Source organism: Paenibacillus oryzisoli (genome assembly GCF_001653565.1).
In the GTDB taxonomy this organism is placed as follows: domain Bacteria; phylum Bacillota; class Bacilli; order Paenibacillales; family NBRC-103111; genus Paenibacillus_E; species Paenibacillus_E oryzisoli.
The window spans coordinates 108,896-133,893 of the sequence record NZ_LYPB01000073.1 but is presented as its reverse complement, the minus strand read 5'-3'; the positions used below and the strand labels follow the sequence as shown (position 1 = coordinate 133,893).

The following is a 24,998-nucleotide window of genomic DNA, read 5'->3' as shown; positions in this document are numbered from 1 at the left end:
AGTTGTTCAACGTTGTTCTTCCTACATGATAAAAAGGGAAAATCGCAAGCGACGAACCTAAGCAACGAGGAGAATCACACAAACGATAAGTCGAATGAGGCCATTAGTAGACGTAAAGTTTTGGCAACAATAGGTCTAGGCAGTGTCATGTTAGCTGGCAGTGTCTTGGGCCCACGACTCGCCTCGGCGGATAATGGGGCATCCACTGGCAAGGATGGTAAAGACAGTAAAGAAGGAAAGGATAGTGAGAATCGCGTACAGCAAGTTAACAATGTCGCTGAATTAAAGTCGCTTCCGCCCGGTCAGTTGAAGGATGGTCTCCTTGTGTACGTTGGCGGTTATAACAAGAACGGTGACGGGGGCGGTAAGCTGGTTCGCTTTGCAGCGGACAGTAGCAAAGCTGACAATGGGGGGACCGTGCATAGGCCGACGACTGGCGGCAATGGACGCGAGTCGAACGATGCAGGCAAGGGAAATAAGCCGCCCAAAGGTGAAGGTTGCTTTGAAGTCGTTCATCAGGGTGTGGGCGATTTCCGGTGGTTTGGTATTTTTGACAAGAGTCGAAATGCCGATGAAGCGTTGGATGCGTTAATCAACGACCTATCCATCCATCGTGTTGAAGCGCACTCCGATCTTAATTTCGTGAAGCGTCATGTGTACCACCGCAGCGACATCGAAATTGATTTCCATGGTCACACCGTCACGACCGAAGGAATCGAACTGAACACGTTGGATAACCCGTTCGGGGCCGTTATGTTTTTCCAAGGTGTTGTAACTGGCGTGACGCAAACGGTCACAATAACCGATGATATGTCTGAATATTCAGATATATTTGAAGTGGCTGATTCATCGATCTTCGAAGTGGATAGCTGGTGGCATGCCCAGATTAAGAACAATGCGGCTGGTGGTGCCCAGCGAGAGCTCGATTACTTGATCAAAGTGACGGAAGTCTTCGATGCTACTCACGTTAGATTTAACTATAAGCTCGGTTGGCTGCTGGCCAAGGGGCGTCCGATCACATACAAAAAAGTGAACCCAGCCTTCCGCTGCCATGTGCGCAACATGAGTTTTATCGGCATCCCTGTGCCGCCTAACGGTACTAGTCTTAGGCCATTTCCGACATGGGATCAGATCGGTTCGAATCCGGTCGCCTATGAATTCGCTGTCGAATGCGATGCATCGGGCATCAAGGCTAGCAAAGTATTCTGGCCGGTCGTGATGCGGAGATACAATACGCATTATGTGACAGAACGCTGTCAGTTGATGAACCCAGAGGAGCGGGATTGGGGCGGTACCGGCTATTTGACACAGCAAATCAACGTGCTATATGGGCATATCAGAGATTGCAATACGAGCAATGCGCGTCACTTGAATGATTTTACCTGCGCTGCTTATTGTATGGTTGAGAACTGTCATGGGGACGGCGATGAGTACGGTCCGTTCGTCACGCATGGTCAATACGAACACGATCTGACTTATATCAATAACTCTGGACTATTATCATTTGCAAATAGTGGTACAACCTGGGGGGATAGCGCCAAACGTGTGACTGTTAAGAAGCATATCGCATCACGGATTGTCGCAAGCAAGCGTTTAACTGACTTGACACTGGAAGATTGCCATGCTGTTGTTACGTACACCAAGCCTGGTGTGAAAATGGCCAATTCCGGTTCATTCTGGGTGAACATGGATGGTTTGCAAATGAGAGGATGTACAGCGCAAGAGATGGTGACGATATCCAAAGGCTCCTCGCGTGCCAAAAGGAAAAACATCATCGACAGCTGCTCCTTCGGCATGCTGAAGGGCTATGAAATTGCCCGCCCGATCCGCAGCGGGACGACGCAAGTGGGGTACACACCGAGCAACGGAGAACTGACGATCCTGAATAGCGAATTCTACAATATTGAAGAGGTCACGCTAGGAAGCATTAATAAACTTACACTCATTAATACGTGGTTTAAAGGCCTACCACAGGTAGGTGGTACTGTGAAAGTTGGTACGCGCGAAATCATTATGCAAGGTGGCGGGCTCGTGGATTGCTGCTTCTTGTTCACCGGTGCTTGGGATAAGGTGGGGGATGTCAACAACCCTAAGAATAAACCTGACCAATGGATCACCGTGGATGGCAGCGCGACGCTTAGCGGCGTGAACAGCGAGAAGGCGTTTCTGAAGAGCGTGGATCCAACGAATGCGATTACTTGGAACTTGGGGAATTACACGAGTATGGCCTCGGATGCTAATACTGCCCATTACTCCATTCAAGGGGGTTCCAATAAATTGAAAGTTGTCGGTTCCCAATTTATTGGAGGGAAATATGATGTTTCTGCTGATGCAGTTGGTAACGGTACCTACTTCTTCATGACATCTTGTGTGGAAGAAAACGTGAATCGGTCGGCACTTCCAGCGGAGAGTAATACGATCAAACATAGCGCAGGTAATTTTACGATAACTTACTGATTGGCATTCGTCATGAAACCTTATGTACATTGACATGTGATGGTGGGTCGTTGCTATAATATGACTAACAATGCGGATACAGGAAGTGCCCATTCTCCTGATCTTGTCAGTGTATCGGATGGAAATGAGGTTTATAGGATGGAAAAACGGACAACTCGCAGCTCCTCTCGCACGCGCTTAAGCGAACTCGTCAACACATTGAGAGAAGACATTTTGACAGGAAAGCGTTCGGTTGGGGAATATTTACCTTCTGAGAAAACGTTCGCCGCGGAATTCAATTTAAGCAATCAATCGGTTCGTAAAGGGCTGGATGTTCTTGTTGGAGAAGGCCTTATTGAGAAAATTCCACGTGTTGGAACCAAAGTTGTCGGGGCTCCTGAAGGCGCTTTCGTAACAGTGAAGCTTGGCTTCCATAGTTCCGTTACGGATGAGGCGGATATTCATCGGCTGCTATCCAGTTTTCAGAAGGAAAACCCGCATATCCGCGTACAAGCGGTGCCTACATCCAGCAATAACTATAGTTATATGAGCGAGTACTTGTCCAGCGGTCTTCTCGACGTGGTCATGATGAATTTTAAGGATTTCCAGGAGTGTATAGAGACTGGTGAAGAAGGCATGCTGGAGCCGACGGAACGGAATCCAGAACTGTATTCCTTTTTATCAGATGCCTTTGTGGCAGATGGTCGTCAACTCGTGCAGCCTTTTATTTATTCGCCACTTATTCTGTGTTACAACCGGGAACATTTCCGCGAGGCGAACTTGCCTGAACCCGATAGCTCCTGGCAGTGGAAAGATTTGATTGAATATTCTTCCAGACTGGCTATTCCGAATGAACGCCTCGGCTTTCATTGCGACTTGTATTCGTCCAATCGTTGGCCGTTGCTTCTGTTGCAAAAAGGTGGAAAGTTCGAGCGGCATGAAGATGGCAGGCTTAAACTAGCTGGTACAGCCATGATGGAGGCGCTTCGCTATTGCGGCGAAATGAAGCACAGTATTCCGTCTTTATCAGAAGGGATTACAACGGGCGAATCAGAGTTGCTCCTGGCCAAAGGCAAAGCATCCATCATCATGACCAGTTACTTCTATTTAAATTACTTGCTCGGTGAGCGATTATCCTTTGATATTGCGCCTGTACCGCATTTTGGTACACCCATGACGATGCTGCTGAATACAGGACTTGCTGTTAATCGGAAATCACAGGTGAAGGACGCAGCGGTCAAGTTAGTCGACTATTTAACAAGTTATAAGGCTCAACTTTTCGTTCGTCAGCACACTTACAGTCTTCCCGCTAGAAAGTCCGCCGCAGAATGGGTAGGGGAAGAGAAACGCTATCTGCCATCCCGATTTTCGCTATTTCGCGAGACGATCCCTGGTTTTCGCTACTTCACGGATTTAGCGATTAGCGCAAGAGAGTTATCAGAAATCAATCAAGAACTCAAAATGTATTGGGCAGGCTTGGAAACGGAAGAAGTCTTGTGCGCTCATATCGAAGAACGGTTAACCATCAGTTCTGTATGAGATCGGTTTCCAACCACGAACATTAACGTTCATAAGTTGTCTAACCAGAACCAGAGGGAGTGAGTGCTGTGCCGCATTTTAGTGCTTCAACGTTGATGTTGCTAATCATAACTGCACTGGTATTGTTCGGTCCCAAGAAACTGCCTGAATTAGGTCGTGCATTTGGCAAGACCTTGCGGGAGTTTAAGAAAGGAACCAAGGGCTTCATGGAAGAAGAGGAGTCACCACCTTCCCTGCAGTCACGTAAGGATTCCCGTATGGATGAGGCCAATAAACCTTAAACTAGCTCCTTTGAAATATAACCATGAAACAGATCGACTCTATAGGGCAATTGCCGGATGGAGTACGGTCTCTTTCCAATGCCTTAAAATTCTAACAATTTAACATAATGCTAGATAATTCCATATAAAAGAAGGTGCACAAGATGATTTTTGATTGTCATACGCATTTATTTCTTCCCGGCCAAACCGACGGCCCCTTCCTAGCTGCGGTAAAGCGCAGTTGGGGGGAGCATATGGATATCCTTGCAACGCCAGAGATGCATGAAGAGAATATCCGATCTTTTGATGGGGCTATTGTGCTTGCTTTCGACGCTCCTGCTACTGGCATTCAAGTGCCTAATCAGGTTGTAGCTGAGTATGTCGCTAAGCATCGTGGACGATTATTCGGCTTTGCAAGCATTGATCCGAACAGGCCAGCTGCGGCCCGGCTGCTAGAGGAGGCTATCAAGGAATATGGTCTTAGGGGACTTAAGCTAGGTCCCATTTATCAGAATTTTTACCCTGGTGAGCAGCGTCATTATGACTTGTATGCCAAAGCAGATGAGTTGGGATTGCCAATCATGTGGCATCAAGGTACGTCATTCGTACCTGAAGGGTACCTCGACGCGTCGAGGCCAGCAGCATTAGATCCAATCGCCCGCGCATTTCCTTCTCTGAAAATGGTAATTGCTCATATGGGTCACCCTTGGGTAGATGAGTGTATTGCCGTCGTTCGCAAAAATGCCAATATGTATATGGACTTGTCGGCATTAGGTTCACGACCCTGGCAGTTCTATAACGCACTCGTTTCAGCTATGGAGTATGGGGTCACGCATAAGATTTTATTCGGTTCGGACTATCCTTTCTTCTCAACGCAACAAACCATCGACACCTTTCGGAATATTAATCATCTGGTTGAAGGCACGAAGATGCCGCACATTCCAGAAGAGATTATCGAAGATATCATTCACCGCAACACGCCAGAGATACTCGGCCTAACCGCGTCCAACTAAAACAATTTTCAGGAGGTAAGAGATATGTCCAACAATGCAGAACTATATGAGCAATCGAAACTATACGCGCCAGGCGGCGTACATACGTCCATTCGTAACGTAAATCCTATGAAGGTGTTTACCAAAGGCGAGGGCGCTTATATTTATGATGCGGATGGCAAAAAGTATATCGATTATCAAGGTGCATTCGGCCCAATTATTCTGGGGCACAGTCATCCTTACGTCAATCGCAAGGTGATTGAAGCCATTGAGCGAACGGATTTGTACGGCGTCGGGTGTACAGATCTTGAAGTGGAATTGGCTCGCAAAATTTGTACGCACGTCCCTTCATCAGAGCAAGTGCTTTTTTGTAATTCAGGCTCGGAGGCTACCTATCATGCAATTCGTTTGACGCGTGCGATTACCGGTCGCAACAAGCTGATCAAATTTCAAGGCTGTTATCACGGTTGGCACGATTATGTCGCGCGTAACATGCTTAGTTCTTGGGATATGATTGGCAAAAGGGATCCGGGATCTGCCGGTATGCTAGATGAAGCCATCGACAATACTTTGGTCTGTACCTTTAATGATCTGGATGATATAGAAAGAACATTCCGTGAAAATAAAGGGCAAATTGCCTCGCTGATCGTCGAGCCGATTCCCCATAATATCGGCTGCGTGATGCCGCAGCCTGGTTTCTTGGAAGGACTCCGTGAACTTTGCACAGCACATGGTGCGCTGCTTATTTTTGATGAAGTGATTACAGGCTTCCGTCATGATATCGGCGGTTATCAGAAGGTTGCTGGGGTAACCCCTGATTTGACAACGATGGGCAAAGCGATGGCGAACGGCTATCCAATCGCTGCTGTTGCGGGTAAGCGTGAATACATGCAGCGTTTCAATACGTATCCAGGTGGAGACGTATGGTTTGCAGGCACTTATAACGGGCATGCCGTTGGAACGGCCGCTTCGATTGCAACACTCGAAATGATGGAGAACGAACCGGTTCATGAGCATATTTTCCGATTAGGTGAGAAGATGCGTTCCGGCATTCGGGGCATTCATGAACGACTTGGAATCGAGGCGTATGTGGCAGGATTCGGTTCCGTATGGACGACGTATTTCATGAAGAGCGAGCCGAAGAATTACTCCGATTTGCAGCAGAATGATGCTGAACTGTATGTAGACTATCGCAAGAAGTTGATCGAGAAGGGCATTTTCAAAATGCCCATGAATATTAAACGCAATCATATTAGTTATTCCCATACAGATCAGGATGTCGACACAACCCTTACGATTATCGAGTCCGTGTTGCAGGAACTGGTTCATCCATAATTTAAAGTTAGGAGTTAACGACAGATGAAATTAGTTACATTTCTTCATAATGAGACTTATCGATTAGGTGTTAAAAGGGAGCAAGGTGTGGTCGATGTTCTGGCGGCACTCTCCGCAGTGATGGAAGAGAAGGCCATTCCGACAACCATCCATGAGGTGATTCATGGCGGTGCCGAAGCTTTGAACGACTTACATTCATTTATAGATCGCGTTCTAAGTACTGATACGGATACAACGGCTTATGTGTTAGACGAAGCTGCATTAACGCTTGGACCTTGCGTCACGCATCCGAACAAAATCATTTGCGTGGGACTTAATTATCGCCGACATGCAGAGGAAACGAATGCACCGATTCCGCAATATCCCATATTGTTCAACAAGTTCAATAATGCTTTAGCGGGTCATGGCGAAGAGATTTCGTTACCCAACGTTTCAGTCAAAGTTGATTTTGAGGCCGAGTTAGCCATTGTCATTGGGAAAAGGGCGAAATCGATTTCGAAGGAACATGCGCTTTCTCACGTCTTCGGGTACTGCAATGCGAATGATTTGTCTGCCCGTGACCTACAACTAAGGACCGCGCAATGGCTATTAGGTAAAACGTGTGATCAATTTGCCCCGATTGGTCCCTATGTTGTGACCGTTGATGAGGTAGGCAACCCGAATGATCTCGCGATTACAACGATTGTAAATGGTGATGTGAGACAGCATTCGAACACGTCGGATATGATTTTCCATTGCGATGAAATCATCAGTTACATTTCACAGCATATGACGCTGATGCCGGGAGATCTCATTTTGACAGGGACGCCAGAGGGTGTTGTATTAGGATATCCGCGAGAGAAGCAGGTGTATTTAAAAGATGGGGATGTCGTCACGATTGAGATTGAAAAGCTCGGAGCGCTGACCAATCGGATGGTGGCGGAGTAAAGAGGATAGGGGAAAACGGGACTGTCTCGCAAGTAGTTAAACTACTTAGGAGATGGTCCCGTTTATTTGTTAGCATTTATGTAGTTTTGGATTAGGCCAATAATTTCAAAAACTCACGCATAAACCCTGGTAAATCCGGCCATGCATGACCGCTTACGAGTTTCCCATCGACATGAAGCGTATCGGTTGTATAGGTAGCACCAAGCGCTTCGACATCCAACCGGCATGCATTATACGCCGTCAATGTGCGCCCTTCGAAAAGAGATTTGTCTTTCAGCGCGGCGAATACTTGTGCTCCATGGCAGATGGCACCAATAGGCTTATCCGCTTCTAGGAAATGACGAAGAATACGTGGAACATCTTCACTTGAACGGATGTATTCTGGCGCTCTGCCGCCGGGAATGATGAGCCCATCATACTTACTAGGGTCAACATCGGCGAAAGCGACGTGGGAAGGAAGCAGATGTCCTGGTTTCTCGGTATACGTTTCCCAATCCTCTACGAAATCGTGAACCACTGTTCGAAGAACTTTCTTCGCAGGCGAAGCGATAACGGCGTCATAGCCTTCCTCTAACACTCGGTAATAAGGATAGTACACTTCTAATACTTCAACAGCATCACCAGTTAGAAATAAAATGCTTTTGGACACGAGATCACTCCTTGGAAATGGATGGTAATTCATATTTAATTATGAACAAACCTGGTTTTCTTGTATACGGGTGTAATTTGGGAGGAATTGTCGAATTGGCGGATTGCATGTTAAATAATGATGTTTAAAAGATGTTCAACGGAAAGGATAGTGTTTATAATAGAACAATAAATGTTGATAAGAGCTAATCTATGAGGTGAATAACTAAATTATGAAAGCATATTTAGAACTGCTTACAGATGTATTGGAGCAAGGTGTGGAAAAAGGTGATCGTACAGGAACAGGAACGATTTCTGTTTTCGGTCGTCAGATACGAATTAACTTGAGCGAAGGTTTTCCTCTTTTAACAACGAAGAAGCTACACATCAAATCCATTGTTCATGAACTGCTATGGTTCATAAGCGGCAGCACGAATGTCCAATATTTGCGCGATAATGGTGTTTCGATCTGGGACGAGTGGGCGGACGAAGACGGAAATCTTGGCCGCGTATACGGTGCACAATGGCGTACATGGCTCGCACCAAATGGGCAAATTATCGATCAAATCGAGAAACTGATTCATCAAATCAAGACGAATCCGGATTCCCGCAGACACTTAGTCAGCGCTTGGAACCCTGCGGAAGTGGATAACATGGCACTGCCGCCTTGCCACTATGCGTTTCAATTTTATGTAGCGAACGGTCGTTTATCCTGCATGTTCCAAATGCGATCCGTGGACACGTTCTTGGGTCTGCCTTTTAATCTGGCGTCGTATGCGCTGTTAACCCATATGATTGCTCAACAATGTGATCTCGAAGTAGGGGATTTAATCTGGAACGGCGGGGATGTCCACATCTATCAGAATCATGTTGAACAAGTGAATAAACAGCTAACGAGAGAGCCTCAAGAGCTGCCAACGCTTCATATTAAAAGGAAGCCAGCTTCCATCTTCGACTATCAATTCGATGATTTTGAATTTCTGAACTACACACCGCTGCCGGGCATCAAGGCACCGATTGCGATCTAAGAAAGCTGTTGTAACGAAAGGAGTGTTCGCCGTATGAGTATTTCATTTATTTTTGCGATGGATCGTAACCGCGCCATTGGCGTCAATAATAAGCTGCCTTGGCATCTGCCAGGCGATTTGAAATTTTTCAAGAACGTGACGATGGGGCATCCCATCCTGATGGGGCGCAAAACGTACGAGTCCATCGGCAAGCCGCTTCCTGGCAGACGGAACATCATTCTCACGCAAAATACGGCGTATCAAGCAGAGGGTTGCGAAGTGATTCACTCGGTAGACGAAGTGTTGAGCGCGTTCCAGGAGCAGGAACTGTTCGTCATCGGCGGAGCAGAGATTTTCAAACTCTTTGCCTCCCATGTGAACCGGATGTACGTCACTTACATCGAGGACGAGTTCGAAGCAGACACTTATATGTCTGACCTCGATTTGGCGAATTGGACCCTCGTATCGTCTGAGCAAGGTGAGCGAAACGAGAAGAATCCGTATGAGTATTATTTCCGGATTTACGAGCGATGAACTTATGGGGATTTGTCCGCAGGTGCTGTTGGACGAGGGACTGAATGAGCTGAATGAGCTGTTAGATGGAAAAAGTACAGTTAATATCAGCGTTTTCCTTGAATAAAGCCTATTAACTGGAAAACATGCAGCTATTTCTAGGAAAATCAGCCCTTTAGGCAGTTATAACCGGAATTAGCATCATATTTTCCATCTAATTGGAATAATTTGTGGGTATGAGCCGGATTAGATGTACTTTTTACAGCTAAATTTGAAACGGTTCTGCGGCGCACGCGCAGTAGGAGCCGTGTGCATCATGTGCCGCCCCAAAAAAAAGGGCTCTCCAATAAGTCCCCAAAATAAAAAGGATGGGCGAGAAACCGTAAGGTTTTCCGTCCATCCTTTTTATGTACCTGCTTTTGCAGGAATGCAGCGAGGCGGATGCCTTATTCCAGATACGAAAAGATCGTGCCAATAAAGAAGCGACGGTTGTCGGTCGTCCGATGACGATTGAAACTAACATGCAGAACGGCCGTGTCAAATTAATTATGCCTTTGAAAGACGTAATTTTAACTCCGAATGAAATGAAAGATTTAATTGAAACACCACACAGCGTATATGAATGGTTATGAAGACTATACTCAAGCTTATATCTTAAAATCACAAGGCATGAGTCTGGTATTCTGCCAGGCTCATGCCTTTTCATTAACTTTAATGGCGTTTTCCTCACATTTCCATTATTTTTAGTCGATATATACAATAGGACAAAGGAGGCGATGAACATGACAAAACCGGATATTTTTGTATTTACAGGGACGGCTGGTTCTGGCAGGAAAACGATGGCTCATCGATTAGGCATTGAGATCAATCTAATGCACGTTGTGTCTTGTACAACTCGTCTGCCTCGTGGTAAAGAAAGGCTAGATTTGGACTATCACTATATATCCAGAGATGAATTTGAAGAGATGCAGCGCAATGGTAACTTTGTTCAGTCAGTGGAAATTGACAACGAAAAGTATGGGGTACGTACTCGGGACTTAGAGAATGCTTTACTAAGTGGCAAGGCTGTATATTTGATTTTGAACCGTGAAGGTGCTTCGGTCATCAAACAATTATACGGAGACCGGGTTATCCGTCTATTCCTTTATGTAGATAAACCAACGGTCAAGGAACGGCTTGAAAGTAAGGGCACCGAACCAGAAGTGATTGATCATATTTTGAATCATTACACTGAAGAAGTAGGTTACCGTAAATTGTGTGAGCACATCTTTCAGAATCTGGACATTACCGAGACACGTAATCAAATTAAAGAAGTTATCCGTACGTATCGACCTGAAATATGCTAAATGCAACGTTTCAACCCTTAATCTATCATGCACCCGTTGTACTCCCTCCAATACTGCACCAGCAATAACATTCAAAGAAGTACATCTGCCCTAGTGGCCCTTCAAATAAACAAAGGGACTGTCCTTTGCTTTTAGTTCTTCCCAGATTTCATTAAACAAAAACGGGGCTACCAGTAGTCAGTTTTCACTGACTTTCTGGACAGCCCCCTTTGAAACCATGGAAATTGGTTTTATTTACGTTTTCTAACTAACGCTACGATCAACGCTAACGCGCCAAGTACCACGGCAGCGATGGACAGGTACAGCGATGTGTTCGATTCCGAACTATCTCCGGCAGATGCAGTTCCGGCTGTTACATTCCCGTGACTATCTGTCGTCGCACCAGCGGCAGCTTTCGTTTTAACGGTAGTGACAGAAGCTGGTTTGTCGGAGCCATTCGCCCCAACCCATTCAACAACTGAACCGTCTTTGTAAGTTTGGTAAGCTTTCCAAATGATTTGCGTAGCGGTATCAGCGACTTTACCCTGCATGCTGAAATCACCGAATTCAGTTGCGCCTAATCCATCACCTGTTGCTGTCCAAGTAACGCCAATAATTTTGCCAGCAGCGTCCTTGGCGATGTCGTATTTCCAACCTGCTTTAGGTTCAAAACGTGAAACAGCTACAGAATCAATTGGGAACTTGACTTCGACTTTCGTAGTCGCACTGTCCTTCTCCGAAGGTACACGAACGGTGAAAACTTCATAGCTGCCTTGCGTAGCTTCTTTTGGATATACAGTGACGTGAGCGCTTGCGATCCCTACTAGGAGCATGGATGCGATCATCATCGAGCTCGCGGTTAACATAAACTTTTTAAACATGGAATGTATTTCCCCTTTCAATTTCAACTCTTACCATGTTGTCCATAATACCTGATGGACAAGCAGATGAGTATGACTCGACTGGGCTATTTTTTCGACTAGTTTTGTCTAAATCGTAGCATTTATGTGTTTTACGTCAGAAGTTGTCTCAATTCTTGGATAAAGGTGTAATGGTGCGTGACTTGCTGGTTGTGGAGATGAGTGGGAAAAGAAGAAGTGGGGGTAGGGGGAGAAATTAGGTGAAGGTAGAGGTAGAGGTAGAGGTTGAGGGGGAAGTTGAGTAGCTGGATTTTCAAATAACTGTAAAACATACAGGTAATTGGCCGTTTTTCGCGATATATAGCCAATAGATGGAAAAGGTACATCTAATTGTAGTGAAATTGGCTGTCTGGTGGATATTAGCAGAAATTAGATGTAGAAAATCCAGTTATCTCTCTCGAAGGGAGAAAATCATCCAAAATAACAACATAAAATCCATTTAATTAGTTTCTGGCGGCGAAGGAAGGGTGGTCAGTAGCAGTTGAGATAGAAGTAGAAGTAGAAGTAGAAGTAGAAGTAGAAGTAGAAGTAGAAGTAGAAGTTGACACACATCAGAAAAGACCAGTTAGCATCCGCAGGATCGAATGTTAACTGGTCTATGTTATTTCCGCGTCAGACCATGCTTAATAGCGAAAGCTGTGAGCTGCACACGATTCTCTAAGGATAGTTTTACGAGAATGTTTTTCATGTGATTTTTTACCGTATGCTCGGAGATGAGCAGCTTCTCGGCAATCACCCGATTATTATCTCCTTGTGCAACATAGGCGGTGATTTCTTGTTCACGGGACGTAAGCATGTGAGGGCTCGGGCCTTCCGTGTGTGCGCCAACCGGTGAGCGGAAACGTCCGAATAGCTTGTCCGCCATGCCGCGCGCCACCTCCGAATTATCATCAAGGAGGGCACGCAGATAGCTGAGCCATTCATCGGGATCCATGTTTTTGAGCAGATATCCTTGTGCTCCGAATTGCAAGGCTGTGAATAGGTCAGCAACATCATCGGATACGGTGAGCATAACGATGCGTATCCCGCCATAAGCTTGCTTAATGTGCCGTGTAGCTTGTAGTCCGTCCATCGGCGACATATGAATGTCCATTAAGACGACTTCTGGCGCGAGCTCGGCACAGAGGCGAATCGCCTCTTCGCCGCTGCTAGCTTCGCCAACGATGAAGAAATCGGGGCAGGGTGCCAGCATACTTTGTATGGCTTTGCGCGCTAAGGGATGATCATCAACAATAAGAACGCGAAAGGGCATTTGTTCCATCATCAGCTGTTCACCGTTCTTTCAGCTTGCACGATCAGTTCCGTGCCAGCATCTTGCTCACTCCGAAGCTCAAGCGTAGCACCGAGCTCGGAAGTTCGTTTGTGCATGAGATCAATGCCGTAAGTCGTGTTTTTACCACTAGCCTTCGTATCAGGCTGCATGCCGCAACCGTTGTCTGTAATGTGCATTCGCCAGTGATTGTGACTATCCTCCAAATGGAAGGTAGCATCGGTTGCCATCGAATGCTTGCGGATATTGGTGAAAGCCTCCTGCATAATGCCGAAGAGGAGGATTTCTTCATTGGGTGAGAAGCTGTTTTCGGTGATTTTTACCGTCTCATGGAGTTCAATGCCTGTGACTAACCGCCAATTGTCCAAATAAGTATGAATGCGTTGCCCGAACGAAGTTCCTTCTTCTGGCGGTGTTCTCAGATTGAATATAGCCTGACGCAGAGAATTGTCAATTTCAGAAACAGCCGCTTTCGCTTCTTCGATGTCGCCTTGACGCAACTTCACATTCAAGAAGAAGAGGGTCTGCGCCAAATCGTCGTGCAGCTCTCTAGCCAGGCGTTCTCGCTCCTCGAAGACCGCTCTGCGGGCTTCACTGAGCAGGATTTTCTCGTTGCTGCGTTCCATGCTGGTGAACATCCAAGAAGCGAAGAGATAAGATAGAAGCAACGTAATTACTGTAATCGTGAAATTGCCGGCTTCCATCGTCAAATAGCGCAGTAAAAATTCATGACGAATATATTCAAATCCGCCAATAATAAAGACAGGCACTAGCACCGTAAAAAGCTTGTATTTACGCATAGACATGCAGGGAATCAGCTCCTTTTTATAATAAAAGCATGGCATGTGTTCCTTGAGATAAGATAGCCGTAGAATTGGAACGGTTTCCATTATATCATCTTTCAATTAGAATTCTTCACAAAATATAGATGAGGCACTTCTCAATTCCCGCACGCTTGTGCTACATTATTAGTAAATCGTAACACGGATGAGAAAGGTGTGGTTGAATTATTATGTGGAAATCTTTGCTGCAGGAAAGGAAGAATTGGGCTGGATACGTTGGCTTTATTATCCTCCTTCATGTAGTGGGACTGATCGGTTTATACACCGTTGCCCAATCATCTCCTGCGTTCTGGGGAATTGGACTTCTGGCGTATACCTTAGGGATGCGTCATGCGTTCGATGTTGATCATATTGCGGCTATCGACAATACGGTGCGGAAGCTTGTGCAACAGAAGAAGAATCCACTTGGTGTCGGTTTCTACTTCTCATTAGGTCACTCGTCCGTCGTGTTCGTTATGGCGATTGTAACGGCCTTCTCGGTACAATGGGCAGCTCGTGAGCTCCCGTGGATGCAGCGTTTTGGCGGCGTGATTGGCGCGTCAGTGTCGGGACTATTCCTCGTCATTATTGGTATCATTAATCTGTTAATCCTGATAAGCCTCTACAAAATGTTCTTGAAGTTTCGCGGCGGTCAACATGATGACAACGAGTTTGAAGAGCTGTTAGAATCACGTGGGTTCATCGCGCGACTCATTAAACCGCTATTCTCGTTCATCACCAAAAGCTGGCATGTGTATCCGCTAGGCTTCCTTTTTGGTTTAGGCTTTGATACGGCAAGCGAAATCGCCTTACTGGCCATATCCGCGCATGCGGCGAAAGATGCAATTCCATTTATCGGCGTCATTTCACTGCCGCTTTTGTTCGCAGCTGGGATGAGCCTATTCGATACGGCAGACGGTATGTTCATGACCAAAGCGTACAAATGGGCTTTCCATACGCCAGTGCGCAAGCTTTATTACAATTTGACCGTTACCGCACTTGCAGTTGTAGCTGCGTTAATTATTGGTGTAATTGAGCTCGGACAGGTGCTTTCCGAAGAATTCAGCATGGAAGGTACGTTCTGGACGTGGCTGCAAGAGATTGATTTCGGTACGTTAGGCTTTATTCTGGTTGGGATGTTCGTCATCGCGTGGATCGTTTCGATTGCCGTATGGAGAGGTATGAAGATTGAGGAACGCTGGGGTGCAAAGTACAATCCATGAGAGTAAATGGCCTCTGCGGGTACGCATGGGGTCATTTTTTTGTGCATGGTGAACAATGGAATATGAATTTTTTCTAAAGGTAATGCTAGAAAAAAGGATTTTTCAATTATTCGTTGAAAGTAGTCTGTCTAGCACTTGAAATTGTGTAAAGAAAGTAGGACGAATCATGATCGAGTTTAAACATCTTTCAAAAGTATATCCGAATGGTACTGTTGGCCTAAATGACATTAACCTTACCATACACCCTGGGGAGTTCGTTGTTATCGTAGGATTATCAGGCGCTGGTAAATCTACGCTGCTTCGTTCGATTAATCGTCTGCATGAGACGACAAGCGGAGAGATTCTAATCGATGGGAAATCCATTACCAAAGCGAATGGCGCAGGCTTGCGCCTTATGCGTAGAGATATCGGGATGATTTTCCAAACCTTTAATCTAGTCAAAAGATCCACAGTTATCCGTAACGTCCTCTCCGGTCGCGTAGGCTACCATTCCACACTTCGCACGATGTTTGGTTTGTTCCCTAAAGCGGACCTTGAGCTTTCGCTCAAAGCGTTGGAGCGGGTTAATATCCGTGAAAAAGCGTATTCGCGCGCCGATGAATTGTCCGGCGGTCAACAGCAGCGTGTTTCCATTGCTAGAGCGCTCGCACAGGAAGCTAAGATCATCTTAGCGGACGAGCCCGTGGCATCGTTGGATCCGCTCACGACACGTCAGGTTATGGATGACCTGAAACGGATTAACAAAGATCTCGGGATCACTACCGTCGTCAACCTTCACTTTATCGATTTGGCTCGGGAGTACGCGACGCGCATTATCGGACTTCGTGCAGGAAAGGTCGTATACGATGGACCTGTTGCGGATGCGACGGATGATGTGTTCTCCGAGATTTACGGCCGCGCCATCAAGAAAGATGAGCTGCTGGGGGTGCAGGAGGAATGAGTGTAGCAACCGTCAAAAAGCCTCCGCGCACGAAGTTCTATATGATCATCGCGATCATGGTGCTTTTCCTGATCGGCAGCATTTATCAGACAGATGCGACGCTGACTCGATTAGCTACAGGTACGCCGGAGATCATGAAATTCATCGCCGAAATGTTTCCGCCAGATTGGCTGTTCTTCGCGGATATTTGGAAGCCGATGGCACAGACGATACAAATGTCCATTCTGGGCACGATTGTTGGCGCCTTATTCGCATTCCCAATGGCGCTTCTCGCTGCTCGCAACGTAACATCGTCGGCATGGTTGTCCTATCCAGCGCGATTTATTATGAATTTCGTTCGTACCATACCTGATTTGCTCTATGCCGCCCTTTTTGCCGTATTAGTAGGCTTTGGGCCAACAGCAGGTACGTTAGCATTAATTTTCTTTACCTTTGGTATTATTTCCAAGCTTTCTTATGAGTCGACGGAAGCTATTGATCCAGGACCGCTTGAAGCGATGACGGCCGTTGGTGCTAATAAGTTGAAGCTGATTCGTTTCGGCGTTCTGCCACAAGTTGCTCCTACGTATTTAGCGCATTTCCTGTACACGTTTGAAGTAAGTATTCGTGCATCTGCCATTCTTGGTCTCGTTGGTGCGGGTGGGATCGGCTTATTGCTCAAAAACACACTGGATCTGTTCCGATATGATCAGTCTTGTGCCATTGTTATTTACACGTTGCTGATCGTTGTTATCATTGACTTAGTGAGTACACGATTCCGTACGTATTTGTTAAAAGGCAGTGCCAAACCGATGTCCGAGACACAAGCTAACACGTATAAAATTATTGGTGTAGTGGCTGTGATTGGCCTTCTTATTTGGGCGTTAACAGGTTTGGAGTTGACGGGCTTCCAACCAACCACGTGGATTCTGACAAAAGCGATGATCAGCGGCTTATTCCATCCAGATTGGGCTTACGTCTACATCCCTGAGGGTGAAGATTTGCTGCGTTCCCTGCTTGAAACATTGTCGATCTCTTATTTAGGAAACTTCGTATCTGCAATCGTTTGTCTTCCTTTTGCTTTCTGGGCTGCGGCCAATATGAGCAAGTACCGTGCTGTTTCTGGTACAGGGAAGCTGTTCCTGAGCATCGTTCGAACGATTCCGGAAATTATTATGGCTTTGATCTTTATTAAAGCTGTTGGACCGAACGCTTATGCGGGCGTAATGGCTCTTGGTTTGCATTCTGTGGGGATGCTCGGCAAACTGTATGCTGAGGCCATTGAGAACATGGACATGGGGCCTACAGAGGCTATGACAGCTGTTGGAGCAAACTTCTGGCAGCGGATGTCATTCGCCGTTATTCCTCAGGTCATACCGGATTTCATTTCATATACGCTATACCGTTTTGAAATTAACGTGCGCTCCGCGACCTTGCTTGGGGTCATCGGTGCCGGAGGGATCGGGACACCGCTGATCTTCGCACTGAATGCTCGGCAGTGGCCGCGTGTAGGTATTATCTTAATCGGGATTATTGTCACTGTATCCATCATCGATTATATCTCCGGAACATTACGGAAACGAATCGTATAAAATGTTCGAACCCAAAAAGGCAGTTCCTGAAGGTTGTAACCTTCAAGAACTGCCTTTTTGAAAATTTCAGAATTTATAAGATTTACGCTGAATTTCTAGATAAACGCTTCTGTCCTTCAAAGACGGCGTAGCCGTTTATTTGGGTTTAGGATCTATGTAACGTACTGATGGCCCCACCTTGTGCAACCAAGTAAAGGATACGAGGCTCACGCAGTCGATGAGAAACGTGAGAGAGGGGTTCATTTGGCCCTATAATTTCAATTTGATCAATTAAGGTGATCGGGATCATAATGTTGTTTATTTTTAAAAGCTGAAATTCTGGGTAATACTGCGAAATAGCGCCTCGAACTTCATCGGTGCCGCATCGAATAATCACTTCTGTTTTACGCATGATCAGCATTTCGTACATCCTGTTTTTCACCCCACAATGAGTTATGACACGACCGACTTTGTAAACGTTTGATAGCTATAAGTAAACGATGAGCTTGGACGGGCGTGCCACATTCATAATATGCAAGGAAAGTCTGGTATAGAATGTAAATTTTAGAAGGGAAAAACCACCGCGTCATGGATGTTAGACACATGCTGCGGTGGTTTGTTCTGTCGTGTGTAATTTAATTTACAATTTTTTTGGAATTATTTCAAGCCCATTGCTTTATTTGCTTCACGAACGATGTTGAATTTGTCATCTGTTGTAGCTGCATACCCTTGGTGCGTGTATACATCGATGATCACTTTTTTACCTTCTGGATCGTTACCGATCGCGATGAAAGCATCTTGAATTTTCTTCTTCCAAGCCGCATCCATATCGGAACGAACAGCGATTGTATCATTTGGAATTTTATCGGAGAAAGCAAGAACTTTCGTTTGTTTGAAAATATCTGGGTAATCTTTAATCATGTTCGTACGGATATCTTGGAACACGCCTACTGCATCAACTTGGCCGTTAAGAAGTGCGATAATCGCTTTATCGTGGCCTTGGAATTGAACGCCTGTTACATCTTTAACTGGATCTACACCAGCGGTTTTCAAAACAAGACCAGGGTAGATGTAACCAGCTGCAGAAGTAACACCTTGCCAGCCCATCTTCTTGCCTTTCAAATCAGCTACGGATTTAATTGGGGAATCGGCTTTGACAACAATCATCGATTTGTAGAAATCTACAAGTTCTTTCGTTGGTTGACCTGTTGCATCATCAACACCAAAACGCTGTGCTTGTACAAGAAGATCAGCAGCTTTACGGTTATCGTGAGCAACAACATAGTTACTTGGCGGTAAGAAACCAACATCTACTTGTTTGGAGGACATAGCTTCGATAACAACGTTGTAATCTGTGGAAACGGAAACCTTAACTGGGATTCCTAATTTATCTCCAAGCAATTTTTCAAGCGGCTTAGCTTTTGCTTCAAGTGTCTCTGCATTTTGAGAAGGGACGAATTGTACTTTAAGTTCCTTTGGAACGAAACCTGCCGCTGCTGCTGGAGTTGCTGATGCAGCCGTTGTTGCTGCAGCAGTCGCTTTAGCAGTTGATGAAGCAGCTGGAGTCTCGTCTTTTTTGGCACATCCAACAAGTGCACCTGCAGCTACAATCATGGACAAACTAAGCACGACTAATTTTTTCATGGTTTTTTGACCTCCGTTTAAATATTTACTTTTTATCTATGTTGTACTATAACATTATCATAAGAGATATGGAAGATAGTGTGAAGTATTTGTTAAACTGACAAATGATATGTAAAACTTTACAAAAATTATGAATAGGGTGAATCGCTTGACGAAGATTGGACAAGCACGAACAAGTCATATTACGATTTTAGAAACGAGCGACCTCCATGGGAATATGTTTCCCATTCATTATGCAAATAATCAACCCAATAATGTGGGATTATCGAAAATCGCGTCCTTAATTGTTAAGGAACGTGCGAAAGATGCTCACGTCATTGTGTTGGATAATGGTGACCTGATTCAGGGAACGCCGCTTGCTTATCACCATGCGCGTTTGGCTAATGAACCAATGAATCCTATGGTGCTTGGGCTTAACTATTTGAAATATGATGGGGCCGTGCTCGGGAATCATGAGTTCAATTATGGCATGGACGTGCTCCAAAAGGCCGTTCAGGAATCTAATTTCCCTTGGTTATGTGCGAATATCGTGAGTGATGAGACGGGAGAGCCATTCTTTGGCCAACCGTATGTAGTCAAGCAATTTACGGATGGCGTGCGTGTAGGGATTCTTGGTCTAACAACGCCTTATATTCCGAATTGGGAAGATCCGAAGCACATTGTTGGTCTGCGTTTCGAAGATCCGATTGCTGCAGCCCGTACATGGATCCAATTTCTCAAAGAGCAGGAACACGTGGATGTCGTTGTCGTTTCCTACCATGGTGGTTTTGAAAGAGATATTGCAACGGGTGAGCCTACAGAACCACTGACAGGTGAGAATCAAGGATATCAACTGTGTATGGAAGTAGAAGGAATCGACGTTCTGCTTACAGGTCATCAGCATCGAAGTATTGCTGGCGCTCAAATTAACGGTGTAACAATCGTTCAACCAGGAACAGCCGGTGTGACCCTTGGGAAGGTAGATATTGCATTAGAGTTGGTCGAAGGCAAGTGGCGGATTGCTTCTAAGCAATCGGAACTGCTATCTGTTGCAGGTGTGGAGGCAGATTCGGAGCTGCTCGCACGAATCGGTTCCTATGAGGCGAAGACACAGCAATGGCTAGATCAGCCAATCGGGAAGCTTACTGGGGACATGCTCGTGAGAGATCCTATGCGGATTCGTACGGAAGATAATGCACTAATCGAGTTTATTAACAAAGTTCAGATGGAGCTGTCGGGTGCACAAATTTCAAACACAGCGTTATTCGATAACGTTTCTCCCGGATTTCCTTCGGACATTACGATGCGGGATATCGTTTCCAACTACATTTACCCGAACACGCTGAAAGTCATTCGAATCTCGGGTCAAGATATTAAGGATGCGCTTGAGCAGTCTGCGGAGTATTTTGAACTAGGTGAAAATGGAGAGTTGAACGTAAGTAAGTCCTTCATGGAACCGAAGCCTGCCCATTATAATTACGATATGTGGGAGGGTATTTCTTACACGATTAATGCTTCTCGTCCAGTTGGGGATCGGGTTGTTCAGCTGGATTATGAAGGGGAACCAATTGATCTCGACGCCTCATTCGATGTGGTTATGAACAATTACCGCGCTGCTGGCGGGGGCAACTATGCCATGTTTCAGAATAAGCCAGTCGTGAAAGATATTCCCACAGATGTCGCAGAGCTTCTGGCAGGCTATATTATGCAACGGGGAACAATCGAGGCGAGCGTGAACCACAACTGGAAAGTGATTTGGAATTAGTTAAAAAGCCTGACAAGAGCATGAGAGTCGCAAGATGCGTTACTTTTGTCAGGCTTTTCGTTATTTGTGAAGATTATTTCTCACGAATATAGGCACGTTCTCCTGTTCGAGGATTGTAGTATACCCGATATGTGAATCCGTCTTTGGGATCTATGAAAACTTCAGGTGTACTTAGAAAGCCGTTTGGTGGGGATTGTGGTGTTGCGGCACCGTTTGTTTTGTAGCGTTTGTCATAAACGAGATAACCTAGAAGAAGTAGTATAAGGAAGCCGACAATCCACAAGCCGTATATGAACAAAATAGAGAAATACCCGCTCATAGCCTTCGCGTCCGAACGACAGTGCCATACGCGACGATTTCACTCATATTTTGACCAATATCCCCACTGTCGAAGCGCATCATGACAATCGCATCCCCGCCCATGGCAGCCGCATTCTTGACCAGTCTGTCCATCGCTTGCTTACGTCCGTCTTCCACCATTTGCGTATACTGCGTGACTTCTCCGCCGATTAACCCCTTCAGTGAGGCCATGATATCACCGCCAATGCCTCTGGCCCGAACAACAACGCCAAAGGTGCTGCCCAGAACTTCCGTAACCTCATATCCAGCAATGTTTTCTGTCGTAACTACAATCATGTCGAATCGCTCCTTCTGAGTTGAAATATATGCTTTTCTACTGGGTAAGGATTAGCTATTATTAACGTAGTACGTTAATCACATGAGGGGGTTTCACAATGAACACAGGGACAACGATTGAATTATGGCCAGGAGCTACATTAGATAGTCAAGGCGAGGAGAACCAAGGCTGCCCAAGCTTAACCCTATATCCAGCAGAGGGAGATGGTTTGCGCGCGGCAGTTATTGTATGTCCAGGCGGCGGTTACAGCAGACGTGCCCCTCATGAAGGCGAGCCCATTGCCAAGTGGCTGAATGGGTTAGGCATTTCCGCATATGTGGTGAACTATCGCGTAGCACCCTATAAACATCCGATTCCTTTGCAAGATGCGCAACGGGCTATTCGCACGGTGAGACATCATGCCGAAGCATGGGGCGTCGATGCGAATCGCGTCGGCATTCTTGGTTTTTCTGCTGGCGGACATTTGGCAGCAACAGCGGGTACACACTACGACGCAGGAGATCAGTCTTCAGCGGATCCGATTGAGCACCAGAGCTCGCGTCCTAATCTCATGGTGCTGTGTTATCCGGTTATTTCATTTGGCATGGATGGGCACCAAGGTTCACGCATCAATTTATTAGGCGAAGATGCGAGTGGAGAGTTAGTCGAACATTTAAGCAACGAACTTCAAGTAACATCAGATACGCCGCCAACTTTCCTATGGCACACGGCAGATGATGCAGCGGTTCCGGTTGAAAATAGTTTGCTTTTTGCAAGTAGCCTTAGCCGCAATAAAATTCCTTTCGACCTGCATGTCTTCGAATCGGGAAAACACGGCATTGGAATCGCAGCCGATCATCCAGAGGCACATGTCTGGCCTGATGTTTGTGCGAATTGGTTGAAAAAGCAACATTTCGCATGACCAAGCTCCCCTACGAATGCTATCCGCTTGGAGACTCGGCGATTGTGATTCGATTAGGTGAAGACATATCGGCAGCGAATCTTCATAAGGTCAGGCAGGTCGTGAATTACTTGGAAAATAACTGGAAGGATGGCTTCATTGAGCTAGTCGCCGCTTTTACAACGATTACAATTTATTATGATGCATTCCGCATTTATAACTATTCTTCTGGAGCCGTGTTAAAAAGTGGACAAATGCTTGGACATGCCGACCGGCTTCCCTATGACTACGTTTTGATATACATCGAGCAGTTACTTGATGCGTATGTAGTTGATGATAGCGAGGAATTAACAGGGAAATTAGGGGCTATTATAGAAATTCCAGTCTGCTATGAGGAGGGATTCGGCCCCGATTTGGCAGAAGTAGCGGATTATCATCGCGTCAGCTCAGATGAAATCGTCTCTTGGCATACTGCTCGCGTGTATCCCGTTTATATGATTGGTTTCGCCCCTGGTTTTCCTTATTTAGGCGGGATGGATGAACGGCTTGCTACACCGCGCAAATCCGTGCCGCGCACACAAATTCCAGCAGGTTCAGTGGGGATAGGCGGGGCGCAGACGGGAATTTACCCTTTTGAAACACCAGGCGGTTGGCAGCTTATCGGTCGAACGCCATTACGATTGTTTCGCCCGGACATCGTTCCCCCATCCCTACTCCAAGTTGGCGATCAAGTGAGATTTGTGACAATTACATCTGAGCAGTTTCATGCATTAGAGGAAGGGAATGCTAGTCATGAGCTTTGATGTCATTACGCCTGGCCTATTGTCCACTATTCAGGATGATGGGCGCTATGGTCATCGAAAACATGGTGTCATTGTGTCGGGACCCATGGATCGATTTGCTCACAGGGCAGCCAATTTATTGGTTGGAAATGGTTTGAAAGCGGCTGCCTTGGAAATGACCCTTCAGGGAGCCACGTTAGTAGCACAGAGCGATATGCTGGTAGCCATTTGCGGTGCTGATATGCGGGCAGAGTTGGATGGATATTCAGCGCCAATGTGGCAGCCATTCGTCCTTCATAAGGGAAGCAAGTTGTCTGTTGGATACGCTGTAGAGGGATGCCGATCTTATTTGGCTGTTCATGGAGGATTCAGGTCAAGTAACGTACTCGGAAGTCGCAGTACCTATCAGAGAGCTGCCATTGGTGGATATGAGGGAAGAGCACTACGTAACGGGGATGTACTGGGAGTAGAGAAGGAAGGGCTGGCTGCTGAGATTGTTAAAGAGGTTGAATTACGAAGTAAAATCGTAAGTTCAATGATACGCCCTGATTATCGCGACAATCCAGTCATCAGGTTTGTTCGAGGCAAGGAAGCTTCACGATTTACACCAGACAGCTGGTCGCGATTCGTATCGCATCGTTTTCTAGTTACCTCACAATCCGATCGCATGGGATATCGGTTATCCATTGAGCCTCCTCTGGAGCTCGAAGCTGGCCTACCCTACGAAATGATTTCAGAAGCCGTCGTTGCTGGCACAATTCAAGTCCCCTTAAGTGGACAACCCATTCTCCTGCTGGCAGATTGCCAAACGACCGGCGGATACCCGCGCATCGGCCACGTAATTACGGCAGATTTACCATTAGTGGCGCAGGTCAAGCCAGGAGGCTTTCTGCGGTTTCAGGAGGTTTCCCATAGCGAAGCACAGGAGTTGTTGCTCATGCAAGCGATGGATTTGAAGCTGCTGGAGGCGGGAGTTAGGGCTTGGTTGAGGTGAGATGAGAAGGGATGAGTACAAGGGCTACTGGCCGCAGGCCGCATCTGTGGTACCGTACTTAGAAAGCGGGATCTCCGTCACAGTGCTTAGCGTGCCGGATCTAAGGCACGCTAGGCATGTTACATCACTTTACCTCACCAGCAGGCTGCATTTATGCACCGTACCCTAGCAGGTCACATCTATTTTACCGTATTAGTATTCTGCATCACGTCACCTTACCCTTCGACCGCATCCATGCACCCTAAAGAGCAACTTTAACTGGAAAAACTCCAGTTATTTTTGTTGTTTTGCAATGATTTTGGCAATTAGATGGAAAAACTCCAGTTATTTTCGCCTAATTATCTTCATTCGAAGGAAATGGCTACTTTTAACTGGAGAAAATACAGTTAATTCATAAATTTGTCCAAAAGATCCTTGATTAGATGGAGAAAATACAGTTATTTGTCTACGTGAGTAGTGAGTGGGTTGAGTAGGGAATTAAGTTGTGTGTTGGATGAAGTGAGTAAGCGTAAGAGTAGTGAAAAGTAGTAGCATTAGCAGTAGTAGTAGTAGTAGTAAAGAGTAAAGAGTAAAGAGTAAAGAGTAAAGAGTAAAGAGTAAAGAGTAAAGAGTAAAGAGTAAAGAGTAAAGAG

The 24,998-nt window shown here is 46.0% G+C and carries 26 protein-coding genes; 18 read left to right on the top strand and 8 right to left on the bottom strand.

The genetic code is table 11. From position 1 onward, the window contains the following. Nucleotides 1-12 precede the first annotated feature (12 nt). The 6 genes from A8708_RS18920 (at nucleotide 13) to A8708_RS18895 (ending at nucleotide 7,489) form a co-directional block, all read left to right on the top strand. Nucleotides 13-2,457, top strand: coding sequence for a hypothetical protein (locus tag A8708_RS18920; protein ID WP_082927629.1), 2,445 nt, complete (start codon nucleotides 13-15; stop codon nucleotides 2,455-2,457). 138 nt (nucleotides 2,458-2,595) lie between these two features. Continuing rightward, nucleotides 2,596-3,975: an extracellular solute-binding protein gene (locus A8708_RS18915; protein WP_068666239.1), complete on the top strand. Its 1,380-nt coding sequence runs from the start codon at nucleotides 2,596-2,598 to the stop codon at nucleotides 3,973-3,975. A 59-nt stretch (nucleotides 3,976-4,034) separates the two neighbouring features. Beyond that, nucleotides 4,035-4,256: a twin-arginine translocase TatA/TatE family subunit gene (locus A8708_RS18910; protein ID WP_338044211.1), complete on the top strand. Its 222-nt coding sequence runs from the start codon at nucleotides 4,035-4,037 to the stop codon at nucleotides 4,254-4,256. 143 nt (nucleotides 4,257-4,399) lie between these two features. Further along, nucleotides 4,400-5,248, top strand: coding sequence for an amidohydrolase family protein (locus tag A8708_RS18905; protein WP_068666237.1), 849 nt, complete (start codon nucleotides 4,400-4,402; stop codon nucleotides 5,246-5,248). Nucleotides 5,249-5,272: 24 nt separating this feature from the next. Beyond that, complete coding sequence (locus A8708_RS18900; protein ID WP_068666235.1) at nucleotides 5,273-6,562, top strand: aspartate aminotransferase family protein; 1,290 nt, start codon at nucleotides 5,273-5,275, stop codon at nucleotides 6,560-6,562. 24 nt (nucleotides 6,563-6,586) lie between these two features. After that, nucleotides 6,587-7,489: a fumarylacetoacetate hydrolase family protein gene (locus A8708_RS18895; protein ID WP_068666233.1), complete on the top strand. Its 903-nt coding sequence runs from the start codon at nucleotides 6,587-6,589 to the stop codon at nucleotides 7,487-7,489. Nucleotides 7,490-7,580: 91 nt separating this feature from the next. On the opposite strand, the gene A8708_RS18890 is transcribed toward A8708_RS18895, so the two are convergent. Further along, nucleotides 7,581-8,138 (bottom strand): DJ-1/PfpI family protein, encoded by a 558-nt coding sequence (locus A8708_RS18890; RefSeq protein ID WP_068666231.1) that lies wholly within the window; start codon nucleotides 8,136-8,138, stop codon nucleotides 7,581-7,583. A gap of 211 nt (nucleotides 8,139-8,349) precedes the next feature. On the opposite strand from A8708_RS18890, the gene thyA reads away from it, so the two are divergent. From thyA to A8708_RS18870, 5 genes are all read left to right on the top strand, one after another. Next, nucleotides 8,350-9,144 carry a thymidylate synthase gene (gene thyA, locus A8708_RS18885; RefSeq protein WP_068666229.1) on the top strand — a complete coding sequence of 265 codons (795 nt, stop codon included), beginning with the start codon at nucleotides 8,350-8,352 and terminating at the stop codon, nucleotides 9,142-9,144. A gap of 33 nt (nucleotides 9,145-9,177) precedes the next feature. Beyond that, on the top strand, nucleotides 9,178-9,657 hold the full coding sequence (locus A8708_RS18880) for a dihydrofolate reductase (protein ID WP_068666227.1): 480 nt from the start codon (nucleotides 9,178-9,180) through the stop codon (nucleotides 9,655-9,657). Next, on the top strand, nucleotides 9,626-9,763 hold the full coding sequence (locus tag A8708_RS35525) for a hypothetical protein (RefSeq protein ID WP_157264885.1): 138 nt from the start codon (nucleotides 9,626-9,628) through the stop codon (nucleotides 9,761-9,763). Before A8708_RS18880 ends, A8708_RS35525 begins: the two co-directional genes overlap by 32 nt. Nucleotides 9,764-10,043: 280 nt before the next feature. Further along, nucleotides 10,044-10,268: a hypothetical protein gene (locus A8708_RS18875; protein ID WP_068666225.1), complete on the top strand. Its 225-nt coding sequence runs from the start codon at nucleotides 10,044-10,046 to the stop codon at nucleotides 10,266-10,268. Nucleotides 10,269-10,418: 150 nt separating this feature from the next. Then, entirely contained in the window at nucleotides 10,419-10,982 is a 564-nt protein-coding gene (locus tag A8708_RS18870; RefSeq protein ID WP_068666224.1) for a guanylate kinase, read from the top strand. A gap of 230 nt (nucleotides 10,983-11,212) precedes the next feature. Here A8708_RS18870 and A8708_RS18865 read toward each other — a convergent pair whose 3' ends face one another. The 3 genes from A8708_RS18865 to A8708_RS18855 form a co-directional block, all read right to left on the bottom strand. Then, the gene (locus A8708_RS18865; protein WP_068666222.1) at nucleotides 11,213-11,842 is read right to left on the bottom strand and encodes a YcnI family copper-binding membrane protein; all 630 of its coding nucleotides are present in this window, start codon (nucleotides 11,840-11,842) and stop codon (nucleotides 11,213-11,215) included. A 640-nt stretch (nucleotides 11,843-12,482) separates the two neighbouring features. Next, nucleotides 12,483-13,145 carry a response regulator gene (locus tag A8708_RS18860; RefSeq protein ID WP_420848583.1) on the bottom strand — a complete coding sequence of 221 codons (663 nt, stop codon included), beginning with the start codon at nucleotides 13,143-13,145 and terminating at the stop codon, nucleotides 12,483-12,485. Next, a complete protein-coding gene (locus tag A8708_RS18855; RefSeq protein ID WP_068666220.1) occupies nucleotides 13,145-13,957 on the bottom strand; it encodes a sensor histidine kinase in 813 nt (270 codons plus the stop codon). The genes A8708_RS18860 and A8708_RS18855 overlap by 1 nt, the downstream gene beginning before the upstream one ends. Nucleotides 13,958-14,163: 206 nt before the next feature. Between A8708_RS18855 and A8708_RS18850 the strand changes: the two genes are divergently transcribed. The 3 genes from A8708_RS18850 to phnE all read left to right on the top strand — a co-directional run bounded on the left by A8708_RS18850 (nucleotide 14,164) and on the right by phnE (nucleotide 17,706). Continuing rightward, nucleotides 14,164-15,195: a HoxN/HupN/NixA family nickel/cobalt transporter gene (locus A8708_RS18850; RefSeq protein ID WP_068666218.1), complete on the top strand. Its 1,032-nt coding sequence runs from the start codon at nucleotides 14,164-14,166 to the stop codon at nucleotides 15,193-15,195. A gap of 166 nt (nucleotides 15,196-15,361) precedes the next feature. Beyond that, nucleotides 15,362-16,135, top strand: coding sequence for a phosphonate ABC transporter ATP-binding protein (phnC, locus tag A8708_RS18845; RefSeq protein ID WP_068666216.1), 774 nt, complete (start codon nucleotides 15,362-15,364; stop codon nucleotides 16,133-16,135). Next, nucleotides 16,132-17,706, top strand: a complete 1,575-nt coding sequence (gene phnE, locus A8708_RS37105) for a phosphonate ABC transporter, permease protein PhnE (protein ID WP_082927627.1) — start codon at nucleotides 16,132-16,134, stop codon at nucleotides 17,704-17,706. The genes phnC and phnE overlap by 4 nt, the downstream gene beginning before the upstream one ends. Nucleotides 17,707-17,851: 145 nt before the next feature. Here the strand turns inward: phnE and A8708_RS18835 are convergent, their stop codons facing one another. Together A8708_RS18835 and A8708_RS18830 are read right to left on the bottom strand one after the other, a co-directional pair. Then, nucleotides 17,852-18,115: a hypothetical protein gene (locus A8708_RS18835; RefSeq protein WP_068666214.1), complete on the bottom strand. Its 264-nt coding sequence runs from the start codon at nucleotides 18,113-18,115 to the stop codon at nucleotides 17,852-17,854. A 227-nt stretch (nucleotides 18,116-18,342) separates the two neighbouring features. Further along, complete coding sequence (locus A8708_RS18830) at nucleotides 18,343-19,329, bottom strand: phosphate/phosphite/phosphonate ABC transporter substrate-binding protein (RefSeq protein ID WP_068666212.1); 987 nt, start codon at nucleotides 19,327-19,329, stop codon at nucleotides 18,343-18,345. Nucleotides 19,330-19,459: 130 nt separating this feature from the next. On the opposite strand from A8708_RS18830, the gene A8708_RS18825 reads away from it, so the two are divergent. Continuing rightward, entirely contained in the window at nucleotides 19,460-21,073 is a 1,614-nt protein-coding gene (locus A8708_RS18825) for a bifunctional metallophosphatase/5'-nucleotidase (protein ID WP_068666210.1), read from the top strand. A gap of 73 nt (nucleotides 21,074-21,146) precedes the next feature. On the opposite strand, the gene A8708_RS34935 is transcribed toward A8708_RS18825, so the two are convergent. Together A8708_RS34935 and A8708_RS18820 are read right to left on the bottom strand one after the other, a co-directional pair. After that, entirely contained in the window at nucleotides 21,147-21,392 is a 246-nt protein-coding gene (locus tag A8708_RS34935) for a hypothetical protein (protein ID WP_082927626.1), read from the bottom strand. Further along, nucleotides 21,389-21,709: a heavy metal-binding domain-containing protein gene (locus A8708_RS18820; RefSeq protein ID WP_068666208.1), complete on the bottom strand. Its 321-nt coding sequence runs from the start codon at nucleotides 21,707-21,709 to the stop codon at nucleotides 21,389-21,391. Before A8708_RS18820 ends, A8708_RS34935 begins: the two co-directional genes overlap by 4 nt. A 98-nt stretch (nucleotides 21,710-21,807) precedes the next feature. Here A8708_RS18820 and A8708_RS18815 point away from each other — a divergent pair, with 98 nt between their 5' ends. Genes A8708_RS18815 through A8708_RS18805 form a run of 3 tightly spaced genes read left to right on the top strand, consistent with a single transcriptional unit; the run spans nucleotide 21,808 to nucleotide 24,366 of the window. After that, a complete protein-coding gene (locus A8708_RS18815; protein ID WP_068666206.1) occupies nucleotides 21,808-22,611 on the top strand; it encodes an alpha/beta hydrolase in 804 nt (267 codons plus the stop codon). Next, nucleotides 22,608-23,393 (top strand): 5-oxoprolinase subunit PxpB, encoded by a 786-nt coding sequence (gene pxpB / locus A8708_RS18810; RefSeq protein ID WP_068666204.1) that lies wholly within the window; start codon nucleotides 22,608-22,610, stop codon nucleotides 23,391-23,393. The genes A8708_RS18815 and pxpB overlap by 4 nt, the downstream gene beginning before the upstream one ends. Next, on the top strand, nucleotides 23,383-24,366 hold the full coding sequence (locus tag A8708_RS18805) for a 5-oxoprolinase subunit C family protein (RefSeq protein WP_068666202.1): 984 nt from the start codon (nucleotides 23,383-23,385) through the stop codon (nucleotides 24,364-24,366). Before pxpB ends, A8708_RS18805 begins: the two co-directional genes overlap by 11 nt. Nucleotides 24,367-24,998: the final 632 nt, after the last annotated feature.